This window comes from Ventrimonas faecis (assembly GCF_040096075.1).
Lineage (GTDB): Bacteria > Bacillota > Clostridia > Lachnospirales > Lachnospiraceae > Brotaphodocola > Brotaphodocola faecis.
On record NZ_JBBMFJ010000008.1, the window covers coordinates 1 to 19,892 of the forward strand.

General features: G+C 51.8%; 17 protein-coding genes. 2 read left to right on the top strand and 15 right to left on the bottom strand.

The window, feature by feature from the left end:
* Window positions 1-402 precede the first annotated feature (402 nt).
* Together WMO41_RS05405 and WMO41_RS05410 are read left to right on the top strand one after the other, a co-directional pair.
* Window positions 403-2,178, top strand: coding sequence for a sugar phosphate nucleotidyltransferase (locus WMO41_RS05405; protein ID WP_349228883.1), 1,776 nt, complete (start codon window positions 403-405; stop codon window positions 2,176-2,178).
* Window positions 2,179-2,244: 66 nt separating this feature from the next.
* Window positions 2,245-3,396: a PspC-like choline-binding domain-containing protein gene (locus WMO41_RS05410; RefSeq protein WP_349228884.1), complete on the top strand. Its 1,152-nt coding sequence runs from the start codon at window positions 2,245-2,247 to the stop codon at window positions 3,394-3,396.
* Window positions 3,397-3,490: 94 nt separating this feature from the next.
* Here the strand turns inward: WMO41_RS05410 and leuA are convergent, their stop codons facing one another.
* From leuA to WMO41_RS05485, 15 genes are all read right to left on the bottom strand, one after another.
* Entirely contained in the window at window positions 3,491-5,164 is a 1,674-nt protein-coding gene (leuA, locus tag WMO41_RS05415; RefSeq protein WP_349228885.1) for a 2-isopropylmalate synthase, read from the bottom strand.
* 308 nt (window positions 5,165-5,472) lie between these two features.
* Window positions 5,473-6,843 carry a phosphoglucosamine mutase gene (gene glmM, locus WMO41_RS05420; RefSeq protein WP_349228886.1) on the bottom strand — a complete coding sequence of 457 codons (1,371 nt, stop codon included), beginning with the start codon at window positions 6,841-6,843 and terminating at the stop codon, window positions 5,473-5,475.
* A gap of 77 nt (window positions 6,844-6,920) precedes the next feature.
* Window positions 6,921-7,766 carry a dTDP-4-dehydrorhamnose reductase gene (gene rfbD, locus WMO41_RS05425; RefSeq protein ID WP_349228887.1) on the bottom strand — a complete coding sequence of 282 codons (846 nt, stop codon included), beginning with the start codon at window positions 7,764-7,766 and terminating at the stop codon, window positions 6,921-6,923.
* 49 nt (window positions 7,767-7,815) lie between these two features.
* Window positions 7,816-8,844 carry a dTDP-glucose 4,6-dehydratase gene (rfbB, locus tag WMO41_RS05430; protein WP_349228888.1) on the bottom strand — a complete coding sequence of 343 codons (1,029 nt, stop codon included), beginning with the start codon at window positions 8,842-8,844 and terminating at the stop codon, window positions 7,816-7,818.
* A gap of 39 nt (window positions 8,845-8,883) precedes the next feature.
* On the bottom strand, window positions 8,884-9,786 hold the full coding sequence (gene rfbA / locus WMO41_RS05435) for a glucose-1-phosphate thymidylyltransferase RfbA (RefSeq protein ID WP_118531284.1): 903 nt from the start codon (window positions 9,784-9,786) through the stop codon (window positions 8,884-8,886).
* A gap of 147 nt (window positions 9,787-9,933) precedes the next feature.
* A complete protein-coding gene (locus tag WMO41_RS05440) occupies window positions 9,934-10,569 on the bottom strand; it encodes a helix-turn-helix domain-containing protein (RefSeq protein WP_349228889.1) in 636 nt (211 codons plus the stop codon).
* Window positions 10,550-11,227 (bottom strand): DUF3990 domain-containing protein, encoded by a 678-nt coding sequence (locus WMO41_RS05445; RefSeq protein ID WP_349228890.1) that lies wholly within the window; start codon window positions 11,225-11,227, stop codon window positions 10,550-10,552. The genes WMO41_RS05440 and WMO41_RS05445 overlap by 20 nt, the downstream gene beginning before the upstream one ends.
* Window positions 11,228-11,356: 129 nt before the next feature.
* Window positions 11,357-12,241, bottom strand: a complete 885-nt coding sequence (srtB, locus tag WMO41_RS05450; RefSeq protein ID WP_349228891.1) for a class B sortase — start codon at window positions 12,239-12,241, stop codon at window positions 11,357-11,359.
* Window positions 12,242-12,318: 77 nt separating this feature from the next.
* Complete coding sequence (prfA, locus tag WMO41_RS05455) at window positions 12,319-13,392, bottom strand: peptide chain release factor 1 (RefSeq protein ID WP_118531280.1); 1,074 nt, start codon at window positions 13,390-13,392, stop codon at window positions 12,319-12,321.
* A gap of 83 nt (window positions 13,393-13,475) precedes the next feature.
* Window positions 13,476-14,342: a peptide chain release factor N(5)-glutamine methyltransferase gene (gene prmC, locus WMO41_RS05460; protein WP_349228892.1), complete on the bottom strand. Its 867-nt coding sequence runs from the start codon at window positions 14,340-14,342 to the stop codon at window positions 13,476-13,478.
* Window positions 14,339-15,298 carry a DUF1385 domain-containing protein gene (locus WMO41_RS05465; RefSeq protein ID WP_349228893.1) on the bottom strand — a complete coding sequence of 320 codons (960 nt, stop codon included), beginning with the start codon at window positions 15,296-15,298 and terminating at the stop codon, window positions 14,339-14,341. Before WMO41_RS05465 ends, prmC begins: the two co-directional genes overlap by 4 nt.
* Before the next feature lie 86 nt (window positions 15,299-15,384).
* On the bottom strand, window positions 15,385-15,588 hold the full coding sequence (gene rpmE, locus WMO41_RS05470; RefSeq protein WP_118531274.1) for a 50S ribosomal protein L31: 204 nt from the start codon (window positions 15,586-15,588) through the stop codon (window positions 15,385-15,387).
* Between the two features lie 161 nt (window positions 15,589-15,749).
* On the bottom strand, window positions 15,750-17,261 hold the full coding sequence (rho, locus tag WMO41_RS05475; protein ID WP_349228894.1) for a transcription termination factor Rho: 1,512 nt from the start codon (window positions 17,259-17,261) through the stop codon (window positions 15,750-15,752).
* Between the two features lie 164 nt (window positions 17,262-17,425).
* The gene (locus WMO41_RS05480) at window positions 17,426-18,772 is read right to left on the bottom strand and encodes an AAA family ATPase (RefSeq protein ID WP_349228895.1); all 1,347 of its coding nucleotides are present in this window, start codon (window positions 18,770-18,772) and stop codon (window positions 17,426-17,428) included.
* A gap of 211 nt (window positions 18,773-18,983) precedes the next feature.
* Window positions 18,984-19,766, bottom strand: coding sequence for a polysaccharide deacetylase family protein (locus WMO41_RS05485; protein ID WP_349228896.1), 783 nt, complete (start codon window positions 19,764-19,766; stop codon window positions 18,984-18,986).
* Between the last annotated feature and the right edge of the window lie 126 nt (window positions 19,767-19,892).

The window sequence follows — 19,892 nt, forward strand, 5'->3', positions numbered from 1 at the left end:
TTTTTACTTTTTTGAATTTGCTACGAAATTCCTAAATTGCATTACGAGACGATTATACTTCCTATAAGGCAAATTATCAATAGTTTTTTACATTTTTTCCATGTTTAAGAATAAATGCAATTCTATGTAACTGCTTCTGGAAGTTTCCATCTCTCCATCACAATGACAGTATAGTATAGTTTTTTGGGAAATGCTATAACGAAACCCTAAGCGTTTTCTTACGAAAATCTTACGGAAATTATAGTTTTTGCGAAATATGTATAAATATTAGTACAATCTCATTTGGAGGCTGTACCTGTGTATCGGTTTGTGCTATATTGTTCATATATTTCTTTTTTTATTATTTTTTGAACAGTTTTTCTTTTTACAGTGAAGGAACTATACGCAGTCATGGAGGTTTTTATGGATCGGATTGGTTTGATTTGTCGTTATATTAAGGAAGATCCCCGCAGTACCCAGCGGGATCTGGCACAGAAAACAGGGTTTTCCGTGGGAACGGTGAATACTTTAATTAAGGAGGCCATGCAGCAGCGGCTCATTGCCCAGGGCAAGAGTGTGGCTGGTACCTATGAGCTGACCGGTGCTGGGGACGCGTTTTTGGAGCAGTTTCAGGTAGACGGCGCGCTGATCATTGCTGCGGGATTTGGGTCCCGGTTTGTGCCACTGACCTTTGAAACACCGAAGGGACTTCTGGAGGTCTTTGGAGAACGGATGATTGAGCGGCAGATTAAACAGCTGCATGAAGTCGGCATTACCGACATTACCATTGCCGTGGGGTATTTAAAGGAAAAGTTTGAGTACCTGATCGACAAGTATCAGGTGAAGCTGCTTTATAACCCGGAGTATGCCACCAAGAATACTCTGACTACCATCTACCGGGCCCGGCAGGTACTGGCGGGTAAGAATATGTACATTCTTTCTTCCGACAACTGGCTGCGGAACAATATGTTCCACGCCTACGAGTGCGGCGCCTGGTATGCTTCTTCTTATATGGAAGGAGATACTTCTGAATGGTGTCTTTCCTATAATAAAAAGGGACGTATCACCCATGTGGAAGTGGGCGGGCATGATTCCTGGGTGATGTATGGCCCAGTGTTCTTTTCCAGAACTTTTTCCGAGAAATTCCTGCCGCTTCTGGAGCGGTATTATCACACCCCGGGTACGGAGCAGTTTTACTGGGAGAATGTGCTGATGGAACATCTGGATGAGCTGGAGATGGATATCAACCGACAGCCGGAAAACCAGATCTATGAGTTTGAAAATCTAGAAGAGCTGCGTCAGTTTGACCCGCGGTATCAGAATCATTCGGATAACACGGCGTTAGAGCTGGTTTCCCGGGTTTTTGAGCTTCCGGAGTCTGAGATTCATGACATCCGCTGCTTAAAATCCGGCATGACCAACAAGTCTTTCCTGTTTCAGCTTCAGGGACGGCATTATATCTGCCGCATTCCGGGACCTGGTACGGAGCTGCTTATCAACCGGAAGGAAGAGGCAGATGTATACCGCGTCATCCAGCCGTTAAACATTTCCGAGCATATCATCTATATGAACGGGGAGACTGGCTACAAGATTGCGGAATATTATGAGGGAGCACGTAATTCCCGGTCGGACAGCTGGGAGGATGTGAGCCGGTGCATGGAGGTTCTGCATAAGCTCCATGAATCAGAATTGACCGTGGACCATGAATTTAATATGCGGGAGCGGATTGCCTTTTACGAGGGACTCTGCGCAGGCCATGGCGGCACGCTGTTTGAGGATTACACTGAGGTACGCAGCCACATGAATGAGCTGTTGGACCAGTTAGATGCCCTGCAGCGACCGAAGATCCTCTCCCACATTGACAGCGTGGCGGATAATTTCCTGTTCCTGCCGGATGGCTCTGTGCGGCTCATTGACTGGGAGTATGCCGGTATGTGCGATCCCCTCATAGACATCAGCATGTGTGCCATCTATTCCTATTATGACGAGAACGCCGTGGAAAAGCTGATGCAGATCTACTTTGGAAGAGAGCCGGAATTGCTGGAACGCAAGGTCATTTACTCTTACATTGCCCTGGGCGGATTCTTGTGGGCGCTGTGGGCGGTGTACAAAGCATCTCTCGGAGAGGAGTTTGGGGAGTATACACTCATCATGTATCGGTACGCGAAGAAATATCATAAGAAAGTATGTTTGTTGTAAGAAAAATGTTACCATTTTCCATTGGCTCCATGCTATAATCAGAATATATGAGATTAGGAGGATGGTATGAAATATACAAAGCGATTTACGACAGCCGCCATGGCGGGGCTGATTGGTGCCATGACCCTGGTTTCCGGCGTGACCGCCTACGCCGCTACCGGCTGGCAGCAGAACGGCAGCACTTATTACTATTATGACGCAAATGGGGAATTGCACAAGGGCTGGCTCAACACGGAGAACGGCTATTACTATCTGAATTTATCCACCGGCAAGATGACCGTTGGCTGGGAGAAGATCAACAACAAGTGGTACTACTTCCAGGGCAACGGCGTGATGGCGACCGGATGGGTGAAGGATAACGGCAAATATTACTACATGCTGACCGATGGCACCATGCACACTGGCTGGGTAAGCATTGACAACGTCTTTTATTATTTGGGCGACAGCGGTGCCATGGCAACTGGCTGGGTGAACATGGATAACGGCTGGTACTATTTTGATCCAAACGATGGCAAGTGCACGGTAAACAGCGCACGGGAGATCAAGGACAGCTGGTACATGTTCGGCAGCGACGGCAAGATGGTAATCGGATGGCAGCAGGTGGACGGCGGTTATTACTATTTCCACACCGACGGCAAAATGCTCACCGGATGGCTCAGCGACGGTACCAACAGCTACTATATGGATCCGGCGAATGGCCGTATGTCCACCGGGTGGAAGCAGATTGAGAATTCCTATTATTATTTCAACAATTCCGGCCACAAGCTTACCGGCTGGGTCCAGATTGACGGAACCTATTATTACCTGAACCCATCTGACAAGGGGCGCATGGCGGCAAACACCACGTTGAAGATTGACGGAGTTTCCTATACCTTTGCGGCGAATGGTGCCTGCACCACCAGCAATGGGAATGCCCTAAACGTAAGCAACAATAACAATACGAATTCCAGCACTGTTCCGGGAAACAACACTTCCTCGGGCACGACTCCGGGCAGTACCAGTACCAGCAACAGCACTGCGCCCGGAAGCTTCAACTCAAACAGTAATAACAACAGTAACAATGAATATGTATCCACCGGCCCGGCTACCGGAAAAAGCGATCCAAGCTTCAATGGAAGCACGCCTTCCGGTGGCAACAGCCAGAGTAATTCCAGCAGCAGTTCCAATTACGTCAATGGGCTGCTGAAGGCCGGACTGACCTCTGGTCCAAGACCGTAGGCAATGTAACAAAACAGATTGTAAGCACAAAATATCCCGCATCCGACTGAGATGATTCATCGGATGCGGGATATTTATTTGCAAAAATTCAGTTTTATGAGAAGAACAGTCTGTTCACTGCACTGAAGATACCGCGGATGGAGGACCGGGTGATGTTGGAGCTTACGCCGACACCGTAGGTCACCTTGCCGCTGTCCTTGTCCATTAAATGGATATAAGATGCTGCCTGTGCGTTGGAACCGGAGTTCAGAGCGTGCTCGTTGTAGTCCAGAACCTTGATCTGAACGCCGAGTGCTTCTTCCAGACCGCGCTGTACCGCATCGATCGGGCCGTTGCCGACGCCCTCGAAGGTTTTCTCCATGCCGTGATCGGTATAGGTAACCTTGGCAAGGGTTGCAAACTCGCCGTCTGCAGACTCGGTATCGGTGATCTGGCACTTGCGGAAGTGGATCGGCTCTTTCTTGTCCAGGTAGTTCTTGCGGAACTCTTCCATGATCTGCTCCGGAGCAACCTCACCCTGCTGCTCGGAAATCTTCTGGATGACATCCGCGAACTCTTTGTGCATGCCCTTCGGCAGCTTGAAGCCGTAGAAGGTATCCATAACGAAGGCTACGCCGCCCTTGCCGGACTGGCTGTTGATGCGGACGATTGGCTCGTACTGTCTGCCGATGTCGGACGGATCGATCGGAAGGTACGGAACCTCCCAGTACTGGCTGTTTCTCTCATGGAGAGCCTGTAAGCCTTTGTTGATGGCATCCTGATGGGAGCCGGAGAATGCAGTGAATACCAGCTTTCCTGCGTATGGATGACGCGGGTCAATGGTCATCTTGGTGCAGCGCTCGTACACTTCTGCGATCTCGCGGACATTCTCAATATCCAGCTTCGGGTCGATGCCCTGGGAGAACATGTTGTAGGCGATGTTTAAGATATCTACATTACCGGTACGCTCACCGTTGCCGAACAGGGTTCCCTCGACACGGTCTGCGCCTGCAAGGAGTGCCAGCTCGGTGGCAGCCACGCCGGTACCGCGGTCATTGTGCGGATGTACGCTTAAGATCACGCTTTCGCGGTTCTTGAAGTGCTTGTGCATCCACTCGATCTGGTCTGCGTATACGTTCGGAGTGTTCATCTCCACGGTAGACGGCAGGTTGAAGATGATCGGCTTCTCCGGAGTTGCCTCGCCCCAGGTATCCTGAACAGCGGTGCAGACCTCCAGCGCGTAATCAAGCTCGGTGCCGGTAAAGCTCTCCGGGGAGTACTCTAACATTAAGTCGCCGTCGTAATCCTTTGCATATTTCTTGACCAGCTCAGTGCCCTCGATAGCAATCTGCTTGATCTCTTCCATGTTCTTATGGAAAACTACGTCACGCTGCAGGGTAGAGGTGGAGTTGTAGATATGGACCACTACTTTCTTGATACCCTGGATTGCCTCGAAGGTTCTCTTGATAAGGTGCTCACGGCACTGTACCAGAACCTGCACGCGGACATCATCCGGGATGAGTCTGCGCTCTACTAACTGTCTTAAAAAGTCATATTCAATCTGGGATGCTGCCGGGAAACCAATCTCGATCTCCTTAAAGCCCAGCTTGACTAACATATTGAAGAACTCGATCTTCTCTTCTACTACCATCGGCTCTACCAGGGCCTGGTTTCCGTCGCGTAAGTCTACGCTGCACCAGATCGGCGCTTTCTCGATTTCCTTGTCTGGCCACTCGCGCTCCGGGTAGTGTACGACCGGGTTTCTTTTGTACTTAGCGATGTTTAACATAATTCATTTCCTCCAATTTGTTCGTTGTCCTGTTATATGCTGCGATGTTTTTGTATTACGGTGTATTCCGGCTGCTGCCTGTTTGTTCTGGCAGTTCCGGCAGATTCTGTGCTCAGCCCATGACGGGCAGTCGCTCGATCACGCCGTAGAAGCGGACAATGAACAATACTGATCCTACTGATTCAGCCCCATCTTTCATCATTCCTTTTTCTGAAAAATTTGATACGTTAATCCATATAATAGCATATTTTTCCAGATGTGACAAGAACCCATGTACAGCCGGAAGTTCTCTTGTAAATCCCGATTCTTTACAGAACATGCCCCTGTGCCTTCATGACCTCGATCACCTGGTCTACCAGCATCTCGCACTGTTCGGTGGTCGGCGCTTCTACCATGACGCGCACCACCGGCTCGGTGCCGGACTGACGGAGCAGGATACGACCATCTGCGCCCAGGGTCTCGGTGGCCTTTGCCACTTCTGCCTGAACTGCCGGATCATCCTGTGCTTCCTTTTTATCTTTGACGCGGACATTTTTCAGTACCTGCGGCAGGATCTCCACCTCAGAGGCCAGCTTGCCCAGAGTTTCCTTCTTCTCCAGCATCACTTCCATCACCTTTAAGGAGGTCAGGATGCCGTCACCGGTGGTGGCGTGCTTGCTGAAGATGATGTGGCCGGACTGCTCGCCGCCCAGACAGTTGCCGTACTGGGACATGTTCTCGTAGACATATTTGTCGCCCACTGCGGTCTTCTCGTAGGAGATGCCCTCCCGGTCAAATGCTTTGTAAAGGCCGAAGTTAGACATGATGGTGGTGACTACGGTGTTGTTGCGCAGGGTGCCAATCTCCTTCATGTACTTGCCGCAGATGTAGAGGATCAGGTCTCCGTCTACCACGCTGCCGTTCTCGTCTACCGCGATACAGCGGTCTGCGTCGCCGTCGTAAGCAAAGCCCACGTCACAGCCGGACTCTTTCACATAGTCCTGGAGTACATGGATATGGGTGGAACCGCAGTCGGTGTTGATGTTTAAGCCGTTCGGATGGTTGTTAATGACATGGGTCTCTGCGCCCAGGGCATCAAATACGTTCTTGGCAATAGCGGAAGCGCTGCCGTTGGCGCAGTCCAGAGCCACTTTTTTGCCCTTGAAGGAACGGGTGGCAATGGAGATCAGATAACCGATGTAGCGGTTTCTGCCTGCAGCGTAGTCGGTGGTGCGGCCAATGGCATCCTTTAAAGCAAATGGAAGCTCTTCCATCTCCCCGTCTAAGTAGCGCTCGATTTCTACGATAACGTCCTCTTCCAGCTTCTCGCCCTTGCCGTTGATGACCTTGATGCCGTTGTCATAGTATGGGTTGTGGCTGGCAGAGATCATGATGCCGCAGTCGAACTCCTCCGTGCGTACCACATAGGATACGCTTGGGGTGGTGGTGACATGAAGCAGATAAACATCCGCGCCAGAGGCGGTGAGACCTGCTACCAGGGAATACTCAAACATGTAGCTGCTCCGTCTGGTATCTTTGCCGATGGCTACGCGGCAGCGTCCCTCCGGATTGTCTGCGGTCTTTTTCGCGCGCTGTCCGTAATACCAGCCCAGGAAGCGGCCTACCTTATAGGCATGCTCTACCGTTAAATTGACATTTGCTTCGCCGCGGAAGCCGTCGGTTCCAAAATATTTTCCCATAATTTTAATCTCCTCTTTCTGGCTTAAACCGGAAATTCCCGGCAGGCACACCTGCGCCGCCGGGAACCTTTTGTATATTAGTATTCGATTTCTTTTAAGAAACGGCCCAGCGCATCCTGCCATGCCGGAAGACGCTCGAATCCGTTCTCGCTGAGTTTCTCTTTGCTCAGACGGCTGTTGGACGGACGTGCTGCCTTTGCCGGAAACTGGTCGCTGCTGACCGGAGTAACCGGCACATCCATGCCTGCCTGGCGGAAAATCTCTTTTGCGAACTCGTACCAGCTGCACAGACCCTCGTTGGTGGCATGATAACGGCCGTACTTGTCGGTCTGGATCATGTCGACCAGAAGTCTTGCCAGATCATAGGTGTAGGTCGGGGAACCAATCTGGTCATCTACCACGCTGACAGCTCCGCGCTCTTTGCCGAGACGCAGCATAGTCTTGATGAAGTTCTTTCCTGCCACGCCAAATACCCAGGCGATGCGCACGATAAAGTATTTGTCGGACAGCTCTTCTACTGCCAGCTCTCCCTCGTACTTGGTCTGACCGTATACATTTAACGGATGGCGTTCGTCATCCGGCTCCCACGGGCGGGTGCCCTGGCCGTCGAATACGTAATCCGTGCTGATGTACATCAGCTTTACATCTGCCTCTTTGCAGGCCTGAGCCACATTTCTTGTGCCCTCGCCATTGATGCGGCGGCAGAGGTCTGCGTTATCCTCAGCTGCGTCTACTGCAGTATATGCGGCACAGTGGATGACTGCGTCTGCGCCGGAATTTTTAATGACACGGCGGCAGGCTTCCGCGTCGGTGATGTCCATTTCCTGGACATCCACGCCGATGCCCTCGATGCCGCGCTTTGCCAGTTCATTCATCAGGTCAGTTCCAAGCTGACCTTTTGCTCCTGTTACCAGAACCTTCATGCTGTTTCCTCTTTCTGTTTCACAGTTTTTCAATGACGGTTTCGCAGGCTTACACTTCCTCGCGGTTTCCGTACATTTTCTCGTAATAATTCTGATACTCGCCGGAGATGATGGTCTCCCACCACTCACGGTTCTCCAGATACCACTTGATGGTCTTTTTGATGCCGTCTGCGAATTTGGTCTCCGGCAGCCAGCCCAGCTCGTTGTGGATCTTGGTCGGGTCGATGGCGTAACGCATGTCGTGGCCCTTGCGGTCGGTAACATGGGTGATCAGGCTTTCCGGCTTGCCCAGCTCCTTACAGATGAGCTTGACGATATCGATGTTCTTCATCTCGTTGTGGCCGCCGATGTTGTAAACCTCACCGACACGGCCCTTGTGGATGATCAGGTCGATGGCCTTGCAGTGATCCTCTACATACAGCCAGTCGCGGACATTTAAGCCCTCGCCGTACACCGGAAGCGGCTTGTCTGCCAGCGCGTTTGCGATCATGAGCGGGATCAGCTTTTCCGGGAAGTGATACGGGCCGTAGTTGTTGGAGCAGCGGCTGATGGTGGTCGGCAGGCCGTAGGTTCTGTGGTATGCCTGTACCAGAAGGTCAGCGCCTGCCTTGGAGGAGCTGTAGGGGCTGCTGGTGTGGATCGGGGTCTCCTCGGTGAAGAAGAGATCCGGGCGGTCTAACGGAAGGTCGCCGTATACTTCATCGGTGGATACCTGATGGTAACGTTTGATGCCGTACTTGCGGCAGGCATCCATCATCACTGCGGTACCCTTGATGTTGGTATCCAGGAAGATCTCCGGATTCTCAATGGAGCGGTCTACATGGCTCTCTGCAGCAAAGTTCACCACGATGTCCGGGTGCTCCTCCTCAAAGAGTTTGTAGATGGCCTCGCGGTCGCAGATGTTGATCTTGCAGAAACGGAAGTTCGGGTTCTTTAATGCCTCTTCCAGGGTGGATAAGTTGCCTGCGTAGGTCAGGCAGTCCACGCACACGATCCGGTAATCCGGATACTTGTTTAACATATGGTAAACAAAGTTGGAGCCGATAAAGCCGGCGCCGCCTGTTACGATGATAGTCATGGTCTGTTCCTCTTTTCTTTTGGTTTGCTGGCTCCGGCCTTATTTCATGTCGTTGCCGTGCAGCTTGTCGATGTATTTGCCGTCCAGAACATCTTTTAAGTAGCGGCCGTACTGGTTCTTCTTTAACTCCTCGTAGGTCTCCAGAACCTGCTCCTTGGTGATCCAGCCGTTTAAGTAGGCGATCTCCTCCAGGCACGCGATCTTGCGGTGCTGATGGGTCTCTACGGTCTTTACAAAATTGGTGGCCTCCACCAGGGACTCATGGGTTCCGGTGTCAAGCCAGGTAAAGCCCTGGCCCAGGAGCGTTACGTCCAGCTCGCCGTTCTCCAGGTAAATACGGTTTAAATCCGTGATCTCCAGCTCGCCGCGGGCAGACGGTTTTAAGCTCTTGGCATACTCGACCACACGGTTGTCGTAGAAGTACAGGCCAGTCACGCAGTAGTTGGACTTCGGATGCTCCGGCTTCTCCTCGATGGAAACGGCCTTGCCCTGATCGTCGAATTCCACGATGCCGAAACGCTCCGGATCGTCTACATAATAACCGAACACGGTAGCTCCCTTCTCCTTGGCTGCTGCCGCGCGCAGGCGCTTCTTTAAGCCCTGGCCGTGGAAGATGTTGTCGCCCAGTACCATGGCAACCGGCTCTCCACCGATGAACTCCTCGCCGATGATAAAGGCCTGTGCCAGTCCGTCCGGACTCGGCTGTACCGCATAGGACAGCTCCACGCCAAACTGATGGCCGTCTCCCAGAAGCGCCTCAAAACGCGGGGTGTCTACCGGGGTAGAGATGATCAGGATCTCCCGGATGCCGGCGTTCATAAGAACGGACAGCGGATAGTAGATCATTGGCTTGTCGTAAATAGGAAGCAACTGCTTGGATGTTACCTTGGTCAGCGGGTACAGGCGGGTGCCTGAGCCGCCTGCCAGAATGATACCTTTCATAAGTGTTCTCCTTTTGAATACATAAAATACCGCCCGGGTCTCTTTTGTACAAACGGACAGTTTAAGCTAGTTTGTACTATACCACAGATGCGCCGATATTGCAATCTGGGGCCGGAAAGAGACCGGGCGGGAATTCGAAATTTTTTATTAATTTGTGAGGGTTTCTGTTGAAACATGAAGGGCGCGGGCCAGTTTCTGCAGCGTCTGGGCCTGGGTTTTGCTGATATCCCGCTCTCCCTGCTCAAACAACTGAATCTGCCGCAATGGGACGCCTGACTGGTCAGCCAGTTCCCGCTGGGATAATTTTGCATATGCTCTGAGGCGCTTCAGCTTGGACTGCTTCCTGTCTTCTTCCATGCGTTTATCCACGATTTCTACAAACATCCGGATATCTGCTTCATGAAGAGGATTATACATGCTGCAGACTTCCGTGACAGGGATAACACTTTGGATTCGTTTGAAGGTTTTTACACTGTGCCACTGGTAATAAGCCAGGACCCAGCCGGTCCAGTACTCTGGAGTTTTATCCAGATACATGACATCTTCTGTGTCCGGAACCGGAAGTCCGCTAAGGCTCAGTACTTCCTTTGCCACCTCACAGCCATTCTTTCCTGCTGTAAAAGCTGGATTCCCCATTTCGAACTGTGCGGCCATACCGCTGATTAAAAACATAGTGTAAAAATCATTTAGCTCAAAATCCAGTGTATTCACTGCATAATCCAGCATATCCCCCATGACACGCTGAGCCAGCGGGAGGTACTCTTCATCGTAAGCGTGGATCATGATTCTTCATCCCCTCCCTCATAATGTCGATCATGTACAGGTCAGTAACCCGGGCTTCTTCTCCTTTTGTCTCCCGATACTGACGGCGTGCCGCCTTATCTCTCTGTATTTTCTTTTGATAATATTCTTCTGCGTATGCGGCCTCGTAATCCAGAAAACACAATTGGGAAAATACCTTCTGGCTCTTCAAAACCACTTGTTCCCCAAGCTTGCCAAGACGCATGGCATGTTCTAACTGCTTCAGAGAGATCGTTCCCATAACAAAATCCTGGGCAAAGGAAAAATACGAGTCATCCGCGCGGTATCCAATGATGATATCATACCCCGAAATATCAATCAGAAAATATTCTTGCAGGTATTCCTTTGCTTTTTCTGCAATGGAGCGTTGCTGCCAGTAGCTGCGGTAACGGGTCAGAAGTGCCAGCCAGTTCAGAATGCTATATTCACCCTGATTCAGATTCAGTACCTTTAATCCACCTAGCTCCAGTTCATAGCAGTTCGCGTAACCATCGGCATTTCTGGTACAAGCCCATTCCTTGGCAAGTTCTATATTCTCCGTGCAATAGAAACCGCGCCCGTAATCGTTCGCATAACTGCCATGACCATATTCCGGATTTGTAATGATATGATCGGAACCATGATACAGAATTTTCTTCATAGTCCTGCCTCCTGCCCTTTAAAACACTTGCTTTTTCAAAACAAAATATCGCTGTAGAGATACTTTTTTATTATATCTCCACAGCGATATTTATACAATCTATTTATCGTTTTCTCTACATGGCAAGCATTATTTCTGCGCTTCTCCAGACGTCTGGGCAGATGTCTCCGCAACAGCCGCACCTGCATCCGGCACGTTTCTTCCAGTTGCCGGAAGGAAGTTACCGTCTTCATCTACCTCTGCCGCAAACAGCAGAGTGCGGGCATCGTTCTGCTCATAACTGCAGGTAACCAGCACAAACATGGAGTCAAAGGGTTGCTCTGGCACTTCCGCAAAGCTGCAGGGTGCCAGGCGCTCGCTGACCCACTTGTCAAAAGATGCCTGAGACTTGAAGGAGGTCTTGCGGACAATGCCGTTAGAGTCACTGTAGTAGCAGCCCAGAGTCTTTAAGTGAATGGTGCGCTCCGGAGTGTAGATTTCAAAGTACCGGTGGTTTTCAAAGAAATCCTGGTCTTTGAATTTGACTACATCCTTGAACATGGAGCCGTCCTTCATGTGGTGGCCGTAAATCGGGTTGTTCCAGCCACTGAAGTCGGACTTGCTGTCGGCATCCAGGTAGATGGTGCCATACACGCTGTCTTTGCCCTCAAAATCCTTGTGCAGGTAATACTGGTTGTCCGGGGACTGGACGATGGGATAATCGATCTTGGTATCCGGCACGCGGATCCAGCCGATGGTGTCCGGGTTGGTCTCCCAAAGTGGGGCAAAGTCAATAGGGGAGACATACGGTGCCTCGGTCTCGGCTTCCGTCTCTTCCTCTGTTTCCGACGGTTCGGTCTCCGTCTGCTTTGCCGCTTCAGCCAGACTCTCTTCCAGGCGGCGCTGGGCCGCGGCATCCATCCATTCCTTTACCAGGCTGATGGCACTGGCGATGATGATAACCAGAAGAACAGCAATGATAATGCGCCTGAGAATGCCGTTTGAATTCCTGTTTTTATTCTCGTGTTCCATCATAAAATCCTCCATTTTGCAAAAAGCCAGATTTAATACTTTTGATTAAATCCAGCTTTTTTCAATCGTCCTGATGATTCCTACACTTCATTCATCTTTGCCAGCTTCGCTGCCTGGTCAGCCGCGATGCAGGCATCCAGGATCTCCTGGATATCACCATTCATGATCTTATCTAATTTGTACAGAGTCAGGTTGATGCGATGGTCGGTGACACGGCCCTGCGGGAAGTTGTAGGTACGGATCTTCTCAGAGCGGTCGCCGGTACCGATCTGGCTGCGGCGCTCTGCTGCTTCCGCGTTCTGCTTCTTCTCCAGCTCCAGGTCATACAGCTTGGAACGCAGGAGGCGGAATGCCTTCTCCTTGTTCTGCAGCTGGGATTTCTCAGTCTGGCTGTAGATGACAATGCCGGTCGGGATGTGGGTCAGACGTACCGCGGAGTCGGTGGTGTTGACACACTGTCCACCGTTACCGGACGCACGCATAACATCGATGCGGCAGTCGTTCATGTCGATCTGAACGTCTACTTCCTCTGCCTCCGGCATCACTGCTACGGTTGCGGTGGAGGTATGGATACGGCCGCCGGACTCGGTCTCCGGGACACGCTGTACGCGGTGTACGCCGGACTCGTACTTCATCTTGGAGTATGCGCCCTTACCGGTGATCATGGCCTGGACCTCTTTAAAGCCGCCAATGCCGTTCTCGCTTAAGGAGATGATCTCTACCTTCCAGTGCTGGCTCTCTGCGTAGTTTACGTACATGCGGTAAAGCTCTGCCGCGAACAGGGCTGCCTCATCGCCGCCTGCGCCGGCACGGATCTCCAGGATGATGTTCTTGTCATCGTTCGGGTCCTTCGGCAGTAACAGGATCTTCAGTTCCTGCTCCAGCTCTTCCACGCGCTTCTTGGCATCAGAAAGCTCCTCTTTGGCAAGCTCGCGCATCTCCTCGTCGCTCTCCTCTTCCAGAAGTGCCAGGCTGTCTTCGATGTCCTGCTTTGCCTGCTTGTAAGCTTTGTAAGCCTCTACTAACGGTGCCAGGTCAGCCTGCTCCTTCATGAGCTTGCGGAAGCGGTCCTGGTTCTCGGTTACGTTCGGCTCGCCTAATTCCTGCATGATTTCCTCATAGTGGATGAGGATGTCATCTAATCTGTCAAACATGCGGTTCCTCCTATTATATATTTATATATGTTCGTATCTATCTGTTTCTTATTTCGTACCTGTTCCGTGGTTTCACGGATATATCAGTCCGGCCAAATGCCGCATACCACACGGTCTTTGCCCGGAAGGTCTTTCACAACTCTTACTTTATCAAAACCTGCTTCTCGCAGAAGCCCGCTCACAGCCTCGCCCTGGTCATATCCGATTTCCAGGTAAATGACTCCGCCCGGCTTTAACCAGGTTCCGGCTTTCTTTGCAATCTGCCGGTAAAATTTGAGGCCATCTTCGGTGCCATCCAGAGCCATCATTGGCTCATGTTCCCGCACCTCCGGCTCCAGGGTAGCAATGACTGCTGTGGGAATGTAGGGCGGGTTGGATGTGATGATGTCGAAGGTTCCAGCCTCGCTCTGGGGCAGGGCTGTGAACAGGTCGCCCTGGCGGAAGATGATTTCTTTTTGATGTGCCTTCGCATTCCGCTCCGCCACCTTCAGCGCCTCTTCCGACAGATCTGTGGCTGTCACCGATTCATATCCGCCCTTCACCGCCAAACTGATGGCAATGCAGCCGGATCCCGTGCAGAGATCCAGAAGTTTTTTCTCTGTGCTCTGCTGCTCCTGCAGCACCAGCTCCACCAGAGTCTCTGTGTCCTGGCGCGGAATCAGTACGTGCTCATTTACATAAAATTCCAGTCCCATAAATTCCTGGCTGCCCAGAATCTGCTGAAGCGGAATGCGGGATGCGCGCTTTGTGATCATGCTGCGGTAAGTCCGGATCTGTTCCTGCACCTGTTCGTCCTGCTCTGAAAGGGGACGCAGGCGGTCCATCAGGAAATGAACCAGATCCAGATGAAATGCCTCGAAGAGAAGCAGCTTTGCGTCATTCTCCCCGTCGGTATCCCCCGCCTGTAAGAGGGCTGCGCTTCCTTCGTTCAGAAGGTCGTAGAGTGTCATCTGGTTTCCTCCTCCGGAATTTCTGTATCCGGGAAATTTTCCCTTAAGTATGCTTTCCAGTCAAACACCGCTTCCACCGCCGCAATGGCAACCTCGATCATGGAGTCATCCGGCTCACTGGTGGTAAGGTTCTGCATCCACAGTCCCGGCTTGCTGAGTAAGTTGACCACCGGATTGTCACTGCGGCCTGCAAGGCGCAGAAATTCGTAAGACACACCCGCAATGACCGGCACCAGAATGATGCGGCTTGCCATGCGAAGCAGTACGTTGTCTACCCGCACAACCATAAAGAACAGGATGCTGATGAGCATGACAATGATGAGGAAGCTGGTGCCGCAGCGCTTGTGCTGCTTGGAGCTTTCCCGCACATGGTCCACCGTGAGGGTCATGCCGTGCTCGATACAGTTGATGCATTTGTGTTCCGCGCCGTGATACATGAAGGTGCGGCGGATGTCTTCCATCCGGGAAATCAGTTTAATGTACGCGATAAAGATCGCGATGCGGATGACACCCTCTAAAATAGCCATGATGGTGTCGGAGTGGATGACCTGCTTACAGGCATTCGCAATGAGCAGCGGCAGCACCATAAAAATGCCGATGGCCATGACCACGGAAAACACCATGACAACCGCCATAAGCACCTGCTCCACTTTCTCCCCGAAGACCTTGTCCATCCACAGCTCCAGCTTTCCTGGCTCGGAGTCTTCATCATCCTCGAAGAAACTGGCAGAAAAGCTTAAGGTCCGCATGCCGAGGATCATGGAATCCGCAAAGCTGAAGACGCCCCGTACAAAGGGGAGTCCGCAGAATGGCACCTTTTCCGTCATGCTGACGTAGGTGTCCTTTTTGACCTCAATGCCGCCGTCCGGCCTGCGCACAGCCGTGGCATACTGGTCTTTATTTTTCATCATAATTCCTTCAATGACGGCCTGGCCGCCGATACCGGAATATTTCATATGAGTGATATCTCCTTATAAAGAAAAATAAGGTTGAGCCAAAGTGTCTCCACTTGAGTCTCAACCTTACTTCGCTCTCGTTATGCTTACGCCTTAACGCCGTATTTCTTGTTGAACTTATCGATACGACCGCGTGCAGAAGCAGCTTTCTGCTGACCGGTGTAGAAAGAATGGCACTTAGAGCAAACCTCTACGTGGATCTCTTCCTTGGTGGAACCGGTAACGAACTCGTTGCCGCAGTTGCAGGTAACCTTAGCCTGATAATAAGCTGGATGGATTCCTTCTCTCATGATTTTCACCTCTTCACTTTCTCAATTATATAGTACTGTGATCGTCTAACGGTCTCATTCGTACCGTTAAAATCACGCCACATCTATAAACAGCTCCATAATTGTATCATAGAACGATGGCCTTGGCAAGCATATTTTCTAAGGTTTTCAAAGATTTTTCATCAGAACATACGCCGTTTTTTCGCCACTTCCACAAACTCCCGGTTGGTGCGGGTCTGGGCGAACAGATCCAGGATGCGCTCCACGGAATCCTCCGGCTTCAGGCTGTTGGTTGCCTTGCGGACAATATCCACTGCCTCAGCCTCATCACGGCTGAGAAGCAGGTCATCGCGGCGGGTGCCGGACTTTAAGATGTCGATAGCCGGGAAGATGCGTTTCTCGGAAAGCTTGCGGTCTAATACCAGCTCCATGTTACCGGTGCCCTTGAACTCCTCATAGATCACATCGTCCATGCGGCTTCCGGTATCCACCAGCGCTGTTGCCAGAATGGTCAGGCTGCCGCCCTCCCGCATGTTGCGGGCCGCGCCGAAAAACCGCTTTGGCATGTGCAGGGCCGCCGGATCCAGGCCGCCGGAAAGGGTACGGCCGCTCGGCGGAACCACCAGGTTGTAGGCCCGGGCCAGACGGGTGATGCTGTCTAAGAGAATGATGACATCTCTGCCATGCTCTACCAGACGCTTCGCGCGCTCGATGACCATCTCGGACACACGTTTATGGCGCTCCGGCAGCTCATCGAAGGTAGAATAGATCACCTCGACATTGTTCCCTACTACGGACTCTTTGATATCGGTAACCTCCTCCGGGCGCTCATCGATCAAAAGGATGATCATGTGCATATCCGGATGATTGTTGGTGACTGCCTGAGCCACCTGCTTTAACAGGGTAGTCTTACCGGCCTTCGGCGGAGATACGATCATGCCTCGCTGGCCCTTACCGATTGGTGCCAGAAGATCCAGAACCCGCATGGCGGTGCTGCTCTTGCCCTGGGTCTCCATATGGAGGCGGCTGTTCGGGAAGATCGGGGTCAGATCCTCAAAATTCGGACGGCGTTCCAGCGCGCTGACCGGATAACCATTCACGTTTTTGATATATAAAAGAGCCGCGAACTTTTCATTGGAGGTCTTCACACGGCGGTTTCCATTGATGATATCACCGGTCTTTAAGTTGAAACGGCGGATCTGGGTCGGGGACACATACACGTCATTCTCTCCCGGAAGAAAGTTCTCACAGCGAATGAAACCAAAGCCGTCTGGCATCACTTCCAGGATGCCGCTTGCCGGTACACCACTGTCCATCTCTTCCTGGGATTTCTCAGCAACCTCGTCCCGATTATTCTGATATGCCGGCTGCTCGCTATTCTGGTTCTGGCGGTTCTGATAAGTCTGTTCCCCATTCTGATTCTGGCGGTTCTGGTAAGGCTGCTGCTCCCCCTGCGCGTTATTGTTCCGTCTTGCCGCGGCAGGCCGGCCATTCTGTCCACGGTTCTGGTAGGAAGTGCGGGTCGGCTGGGAATTCTCCGGCACTGCCGTCTCATGACCGATATTTTCCTCTGCTGCATTGCAAAGCGCTTCGATCAGTTCTGCTTTTCTCAGGGCGGTTGCCCCCTTAATTCCCTGCTTCTTCGCCATTTCCTTTAATACAGCTACAGGTAATGTCTGCAATTTTTCTCTCATATATGTTCTCCATTCTAAGCTTGTTCAAGTGGGTGGGATAATAATGATAGATATGGTTTTCACCATGTGATTAATCAATTTCCGAATGATGCGGGAGCTGCAGTCCGCAGCCCCCACGCATAATTTTATTATAATAGAATTCCCGAAAAAAGAAAAGATTTATTTTACCTGGATTCACTGTCATCCCTTACCGATTCCCGCAAAAAGCGCATATGTTCGCCAATTTTCGACTCATAGCCGTTTTCGGACGGATGGTAAAATACCTGTCCTTCCATTCCATCCGGCAGATACTGCTGTTTTACGTAATGATTCGGGTAGTTGTGGGCGTATTTGTATCCGATTCCGTGTCCCAGTTTTGCGGAACCACCATAATGGGAGTCCTGCAGATGCGCCGGAACTGGCATGGAACGCTGATTTTTCACGGCATCCATTGCCTCGAACACGGCATTGCACGCGGAATTGGATTTCGGTGCTGTTGCCACATAGAGGACCGCCTGGGAAAGAATGATCTGGGCCTCCGGCATACCAATGCGCTCCACCGCCTGTGCCGCGCTGACGGCCACGGTAAGTGCCTGCGGATCCGCGTTTCCCACATCCTCTGCCGCGCAGATCATGATCCGGCGGGCAATGAACTTGATGTCCTCTCCGGCGTAAAGCATGCGTGCCAGATAGTAAACAGCCGCATCCGGATCCGATCCGCGCATGCTCTTGATGAACGCTGAGATGGTATCGTAATGGTTATCTCCATCTTTATCGTAGCGGACCGCGCGTTTCTGAATGCACTCCTGGGCTACCTCCAGCGTAATGTGGATCAGGCCGTCTGCCTGGTCACGCTCCGTGGTAAGAACGCCCAGCTCCACGGCATTTAAGGCCGCGCGGGCATCTCCGCCGGATACATCCGCGAGGAAATCTGCCGCTTCGTCATCGATCACCGCATGATAACTTCCCATGCCCTTTTTCTCATCCCTCACCGCCCGCAGGATCAATTCTTTTACATCTTCCTGCTCCAGTGCCTTCAGTTCAAAGATCCGGGAGCGTGAAAGAAGCGCGCCATTTACCTCAAAGTAGGGATTCTCCGTGGTCGCGCCAATGAGAATCAGGGTTCCATCTTCCACATAAGGAAGCAGATAATCCTGCTGGCTTTTATTGAAGCGGTGTATCTCATCTACAAACAGGATGGTCTTTTTTCCGTACATGCCCAGGGCATCCTTCGCTTCCTTCACCACATCTTCCATGTCCTTCTTCCCCGCCACGGTTGCGTTGATCTGGCGGAAGCTGGCACTGGTGGTGTTGGCAATCACCTTGGCCAGCGTGGTTTTTCCGGTTCCCGGCGGGCCATAAAAAATGATGGAACCAAGCTGATCCGCCTTGATGGCGCGGTAAAGCAGCTTGTCCTTTCCGATGATGTGCTTCTGCCCTACCACCTCATCCAGCGTGGTGGGGCGCATACGGGACGCCAGAGGCGATTCCTGCTCCTGGGTGCTCGCTCTCATATAGTCAAACAGATCCATGTATCTTATTTCCTCCTCTTGCCGCAGCTTTCCGGACGTCCGGCCGCAAACTGCAGCGTATGCTTCTTTCCAGTATAATCCGCGCAGATTCCTGCGTCAACCAGGATTCGCGGCGGTTATCTATCCAGCTTCCCAGTGGCTGTTTCGTCTGCTCAGCCAGATCAGCTGCCCGCCTGCATTGTCCGGATAGTGCCAGACACTCTGCCCTGCTTCAGTCCACCAGCAGTTCTTCCACGGTCACAAATTCATACCCCTGCTTCTGCAGATCATCCACGATCCGCAGAGCCGCCTCCACGGAGGTTGGAAAGATATCATGCATCAGGATGATGTCACCGTTCTTCACATCTTTCTCCACCCTCCGTACAATCTGCTCTGTGTTCTGCAGCTTCCAGTCCAGGGAATCCACATTCCACAGCACTGTAGTCAGATTCACCCGGCACTCCAGCTGTTCATTCCAGGCACCGTAGGGCGGACGCAGATACTCCGGCCGTCTTCCGGTGATGTCCTGAATAAGCGTCTCCGTCTGTTCGATTTCCGCGCAGGCCTGCTCTGCCCCTTCCTTTGTCATCTGGATGTGGCGGTAGCTGTGATTGCCGATAAGGTGTCCCTCCTCCTGCATCCGCTGTACCAGTGATTCTTTTCCGGCAATATTTTCTCCCATGAGGAAAAATGTGGCTTTCACGCCGCGCTGCTTCAGTCCGTCTAGCAGGGCAGGCGTGCAGGTCTGATGGGGGCCGTCATCGAAGGTGAGGGCAACCTGGCGAGGCTGGGCGGTGGATGCCTGTGGGATGGACGGCCGGACGGAGGACAGCGGAGTGGTGGACGGCCAAGTAGTGGATGCCTGAATGGTGGATGGCTGAGCGGTAGATGACTGGAAGGTACCGAACTGGTGCCGCGCAATCGCAAAAACCGTGCCGGCCAGGGCTCCATCTGCCAGAAGCACCAAAAACAGCAGCAGACTCATTGCCGGCAGCTTCCATTTTCTTTTGCTCACAGCAGTACCCTCCGCGCCCTCTTTTCCCTATTATTTATATCAGAATTTCCCTGCGGATATGCTTGCGTTTTTCCTCCATGTGCGCTACAATAGTCATGTCAAATATTTTGAAGTATTTTAAATATA

What these genes read in the sequence shown, in the direction of transcription:
- WMO41_RS05445 (WP_349228890.1), bottom strand. Translation starts at nt 11,227, where the DNA reads ATGAAGAAAATTCTGTATCATGGTTCCGATCATATCATTACAAATCCG.
- rfbB (WP_349228888.1), bottom strand. Translation starts at nt 8,844, where the DNA reads ATGACTATCATCGTAACAGGCGGCGCCGGCTTTATCGGCTCCAACTTT.
- srtB (WP_349228891.1), bottom strand. Translation starts at nt 12,241, where the DNA reads ATGATGGAACACGAGAATAAAAACAGGAATTCAAACGGCATTCTCAGG.
- rho (WP_349228894.1), bottom strand. Translation starts at nt 17,261, where the DNA reads ATGAGAGAAAAATTGCAGACATTACCTGTAGCTGTATTAAAGGAAATG.
- WMO41_RS05410 (WP_349228884.1), top strand. Translation starts at nt 2,245, where the DNA reads ATGAAATATACAAAGCGATTTACGACAGCCGCCATGGCGGGGCTGATT.
- glmM (WP_349228886.1), bottom strand. Translation starts at nt 6,843, where the DNA reads ATGGGAAAATATTTTGGAACCGACGGCTTCCGCGGCGAAGCAAATGTC.
- WMO41_RS05480 (WP_349228895.1), bottom strand. Translation starts at nt 18,772, where the DNA reads ATGGATCTGTTTGACTATATGAGAGCGAGCACCCAGGAGCAGGAATCG.
- leuA (WP_349228885.1), bottom strand. Translation starts at nt 5,164, where the DNA reads ATGTTAAACATCGCTAAGTACAAAAGAAACCCGGTCGTACACTACCCG.
- prfA (WP_118531280.1), bottom strand. Translation starts at nt 13,392, where the DNA reads ATGTTTGACAGATTAGATGACATCCTCATCCACTATGAGGAAATCATG.
- WMO41_RS05465 (WP_349228893.1), bottom strand. Translation starts at nt 15,298, where the DNA reads ATGAAATATTCCGGTATCGGCGGCCAGGCCGTCATTGAAGGAATTATG.
- rfbD (WP_349228887.1), bottom strand. Translation starts at nt 7,766, where the DNA reads ATGAAGGTTCTGGTAACAGGAGCAAAAGGTCAGCTTGGAACTGACCTG.
- rpmE (WP_118531274.1), bottom strand. Translation starts at nt 15,588, where the DNA reads ATGAGAGAAGGAATCCATCCAGCTTATTATCAGGCTAAGGTTACCTGC.
- prmC (WP_349228892.1), bottom strand. Translation starts at nt 14,342, where the DNA reads ATGACACTCTACGACCTTCTGAACGAAGGAAGCGCAGCCCTCTTACAG.
- WMO41_RS05405 (WP_349228883.1), top strand. Translation starts at nt 403, where the DNA reads ATGGATCGGATTGGTTTGATTTGTCGTTATATTAAGGAAGATCCCCGC.
- rfbA (WP_118531284.1), bottom strand. Translation starts at nt 9,786, where the DNA reads ATGAAAGGTATCATTCTGGCAGGCGGCTCAGGCACCCGCCTGTACCCG.
- WMO41_RS05440 (WP_349228889.1), bottom strand. Translation starts at nt 10,569, where the DNA reads ATGATCCACGCTTACGATGAAGAGTACCTCCCGCTGGCTCAGCGTGTC.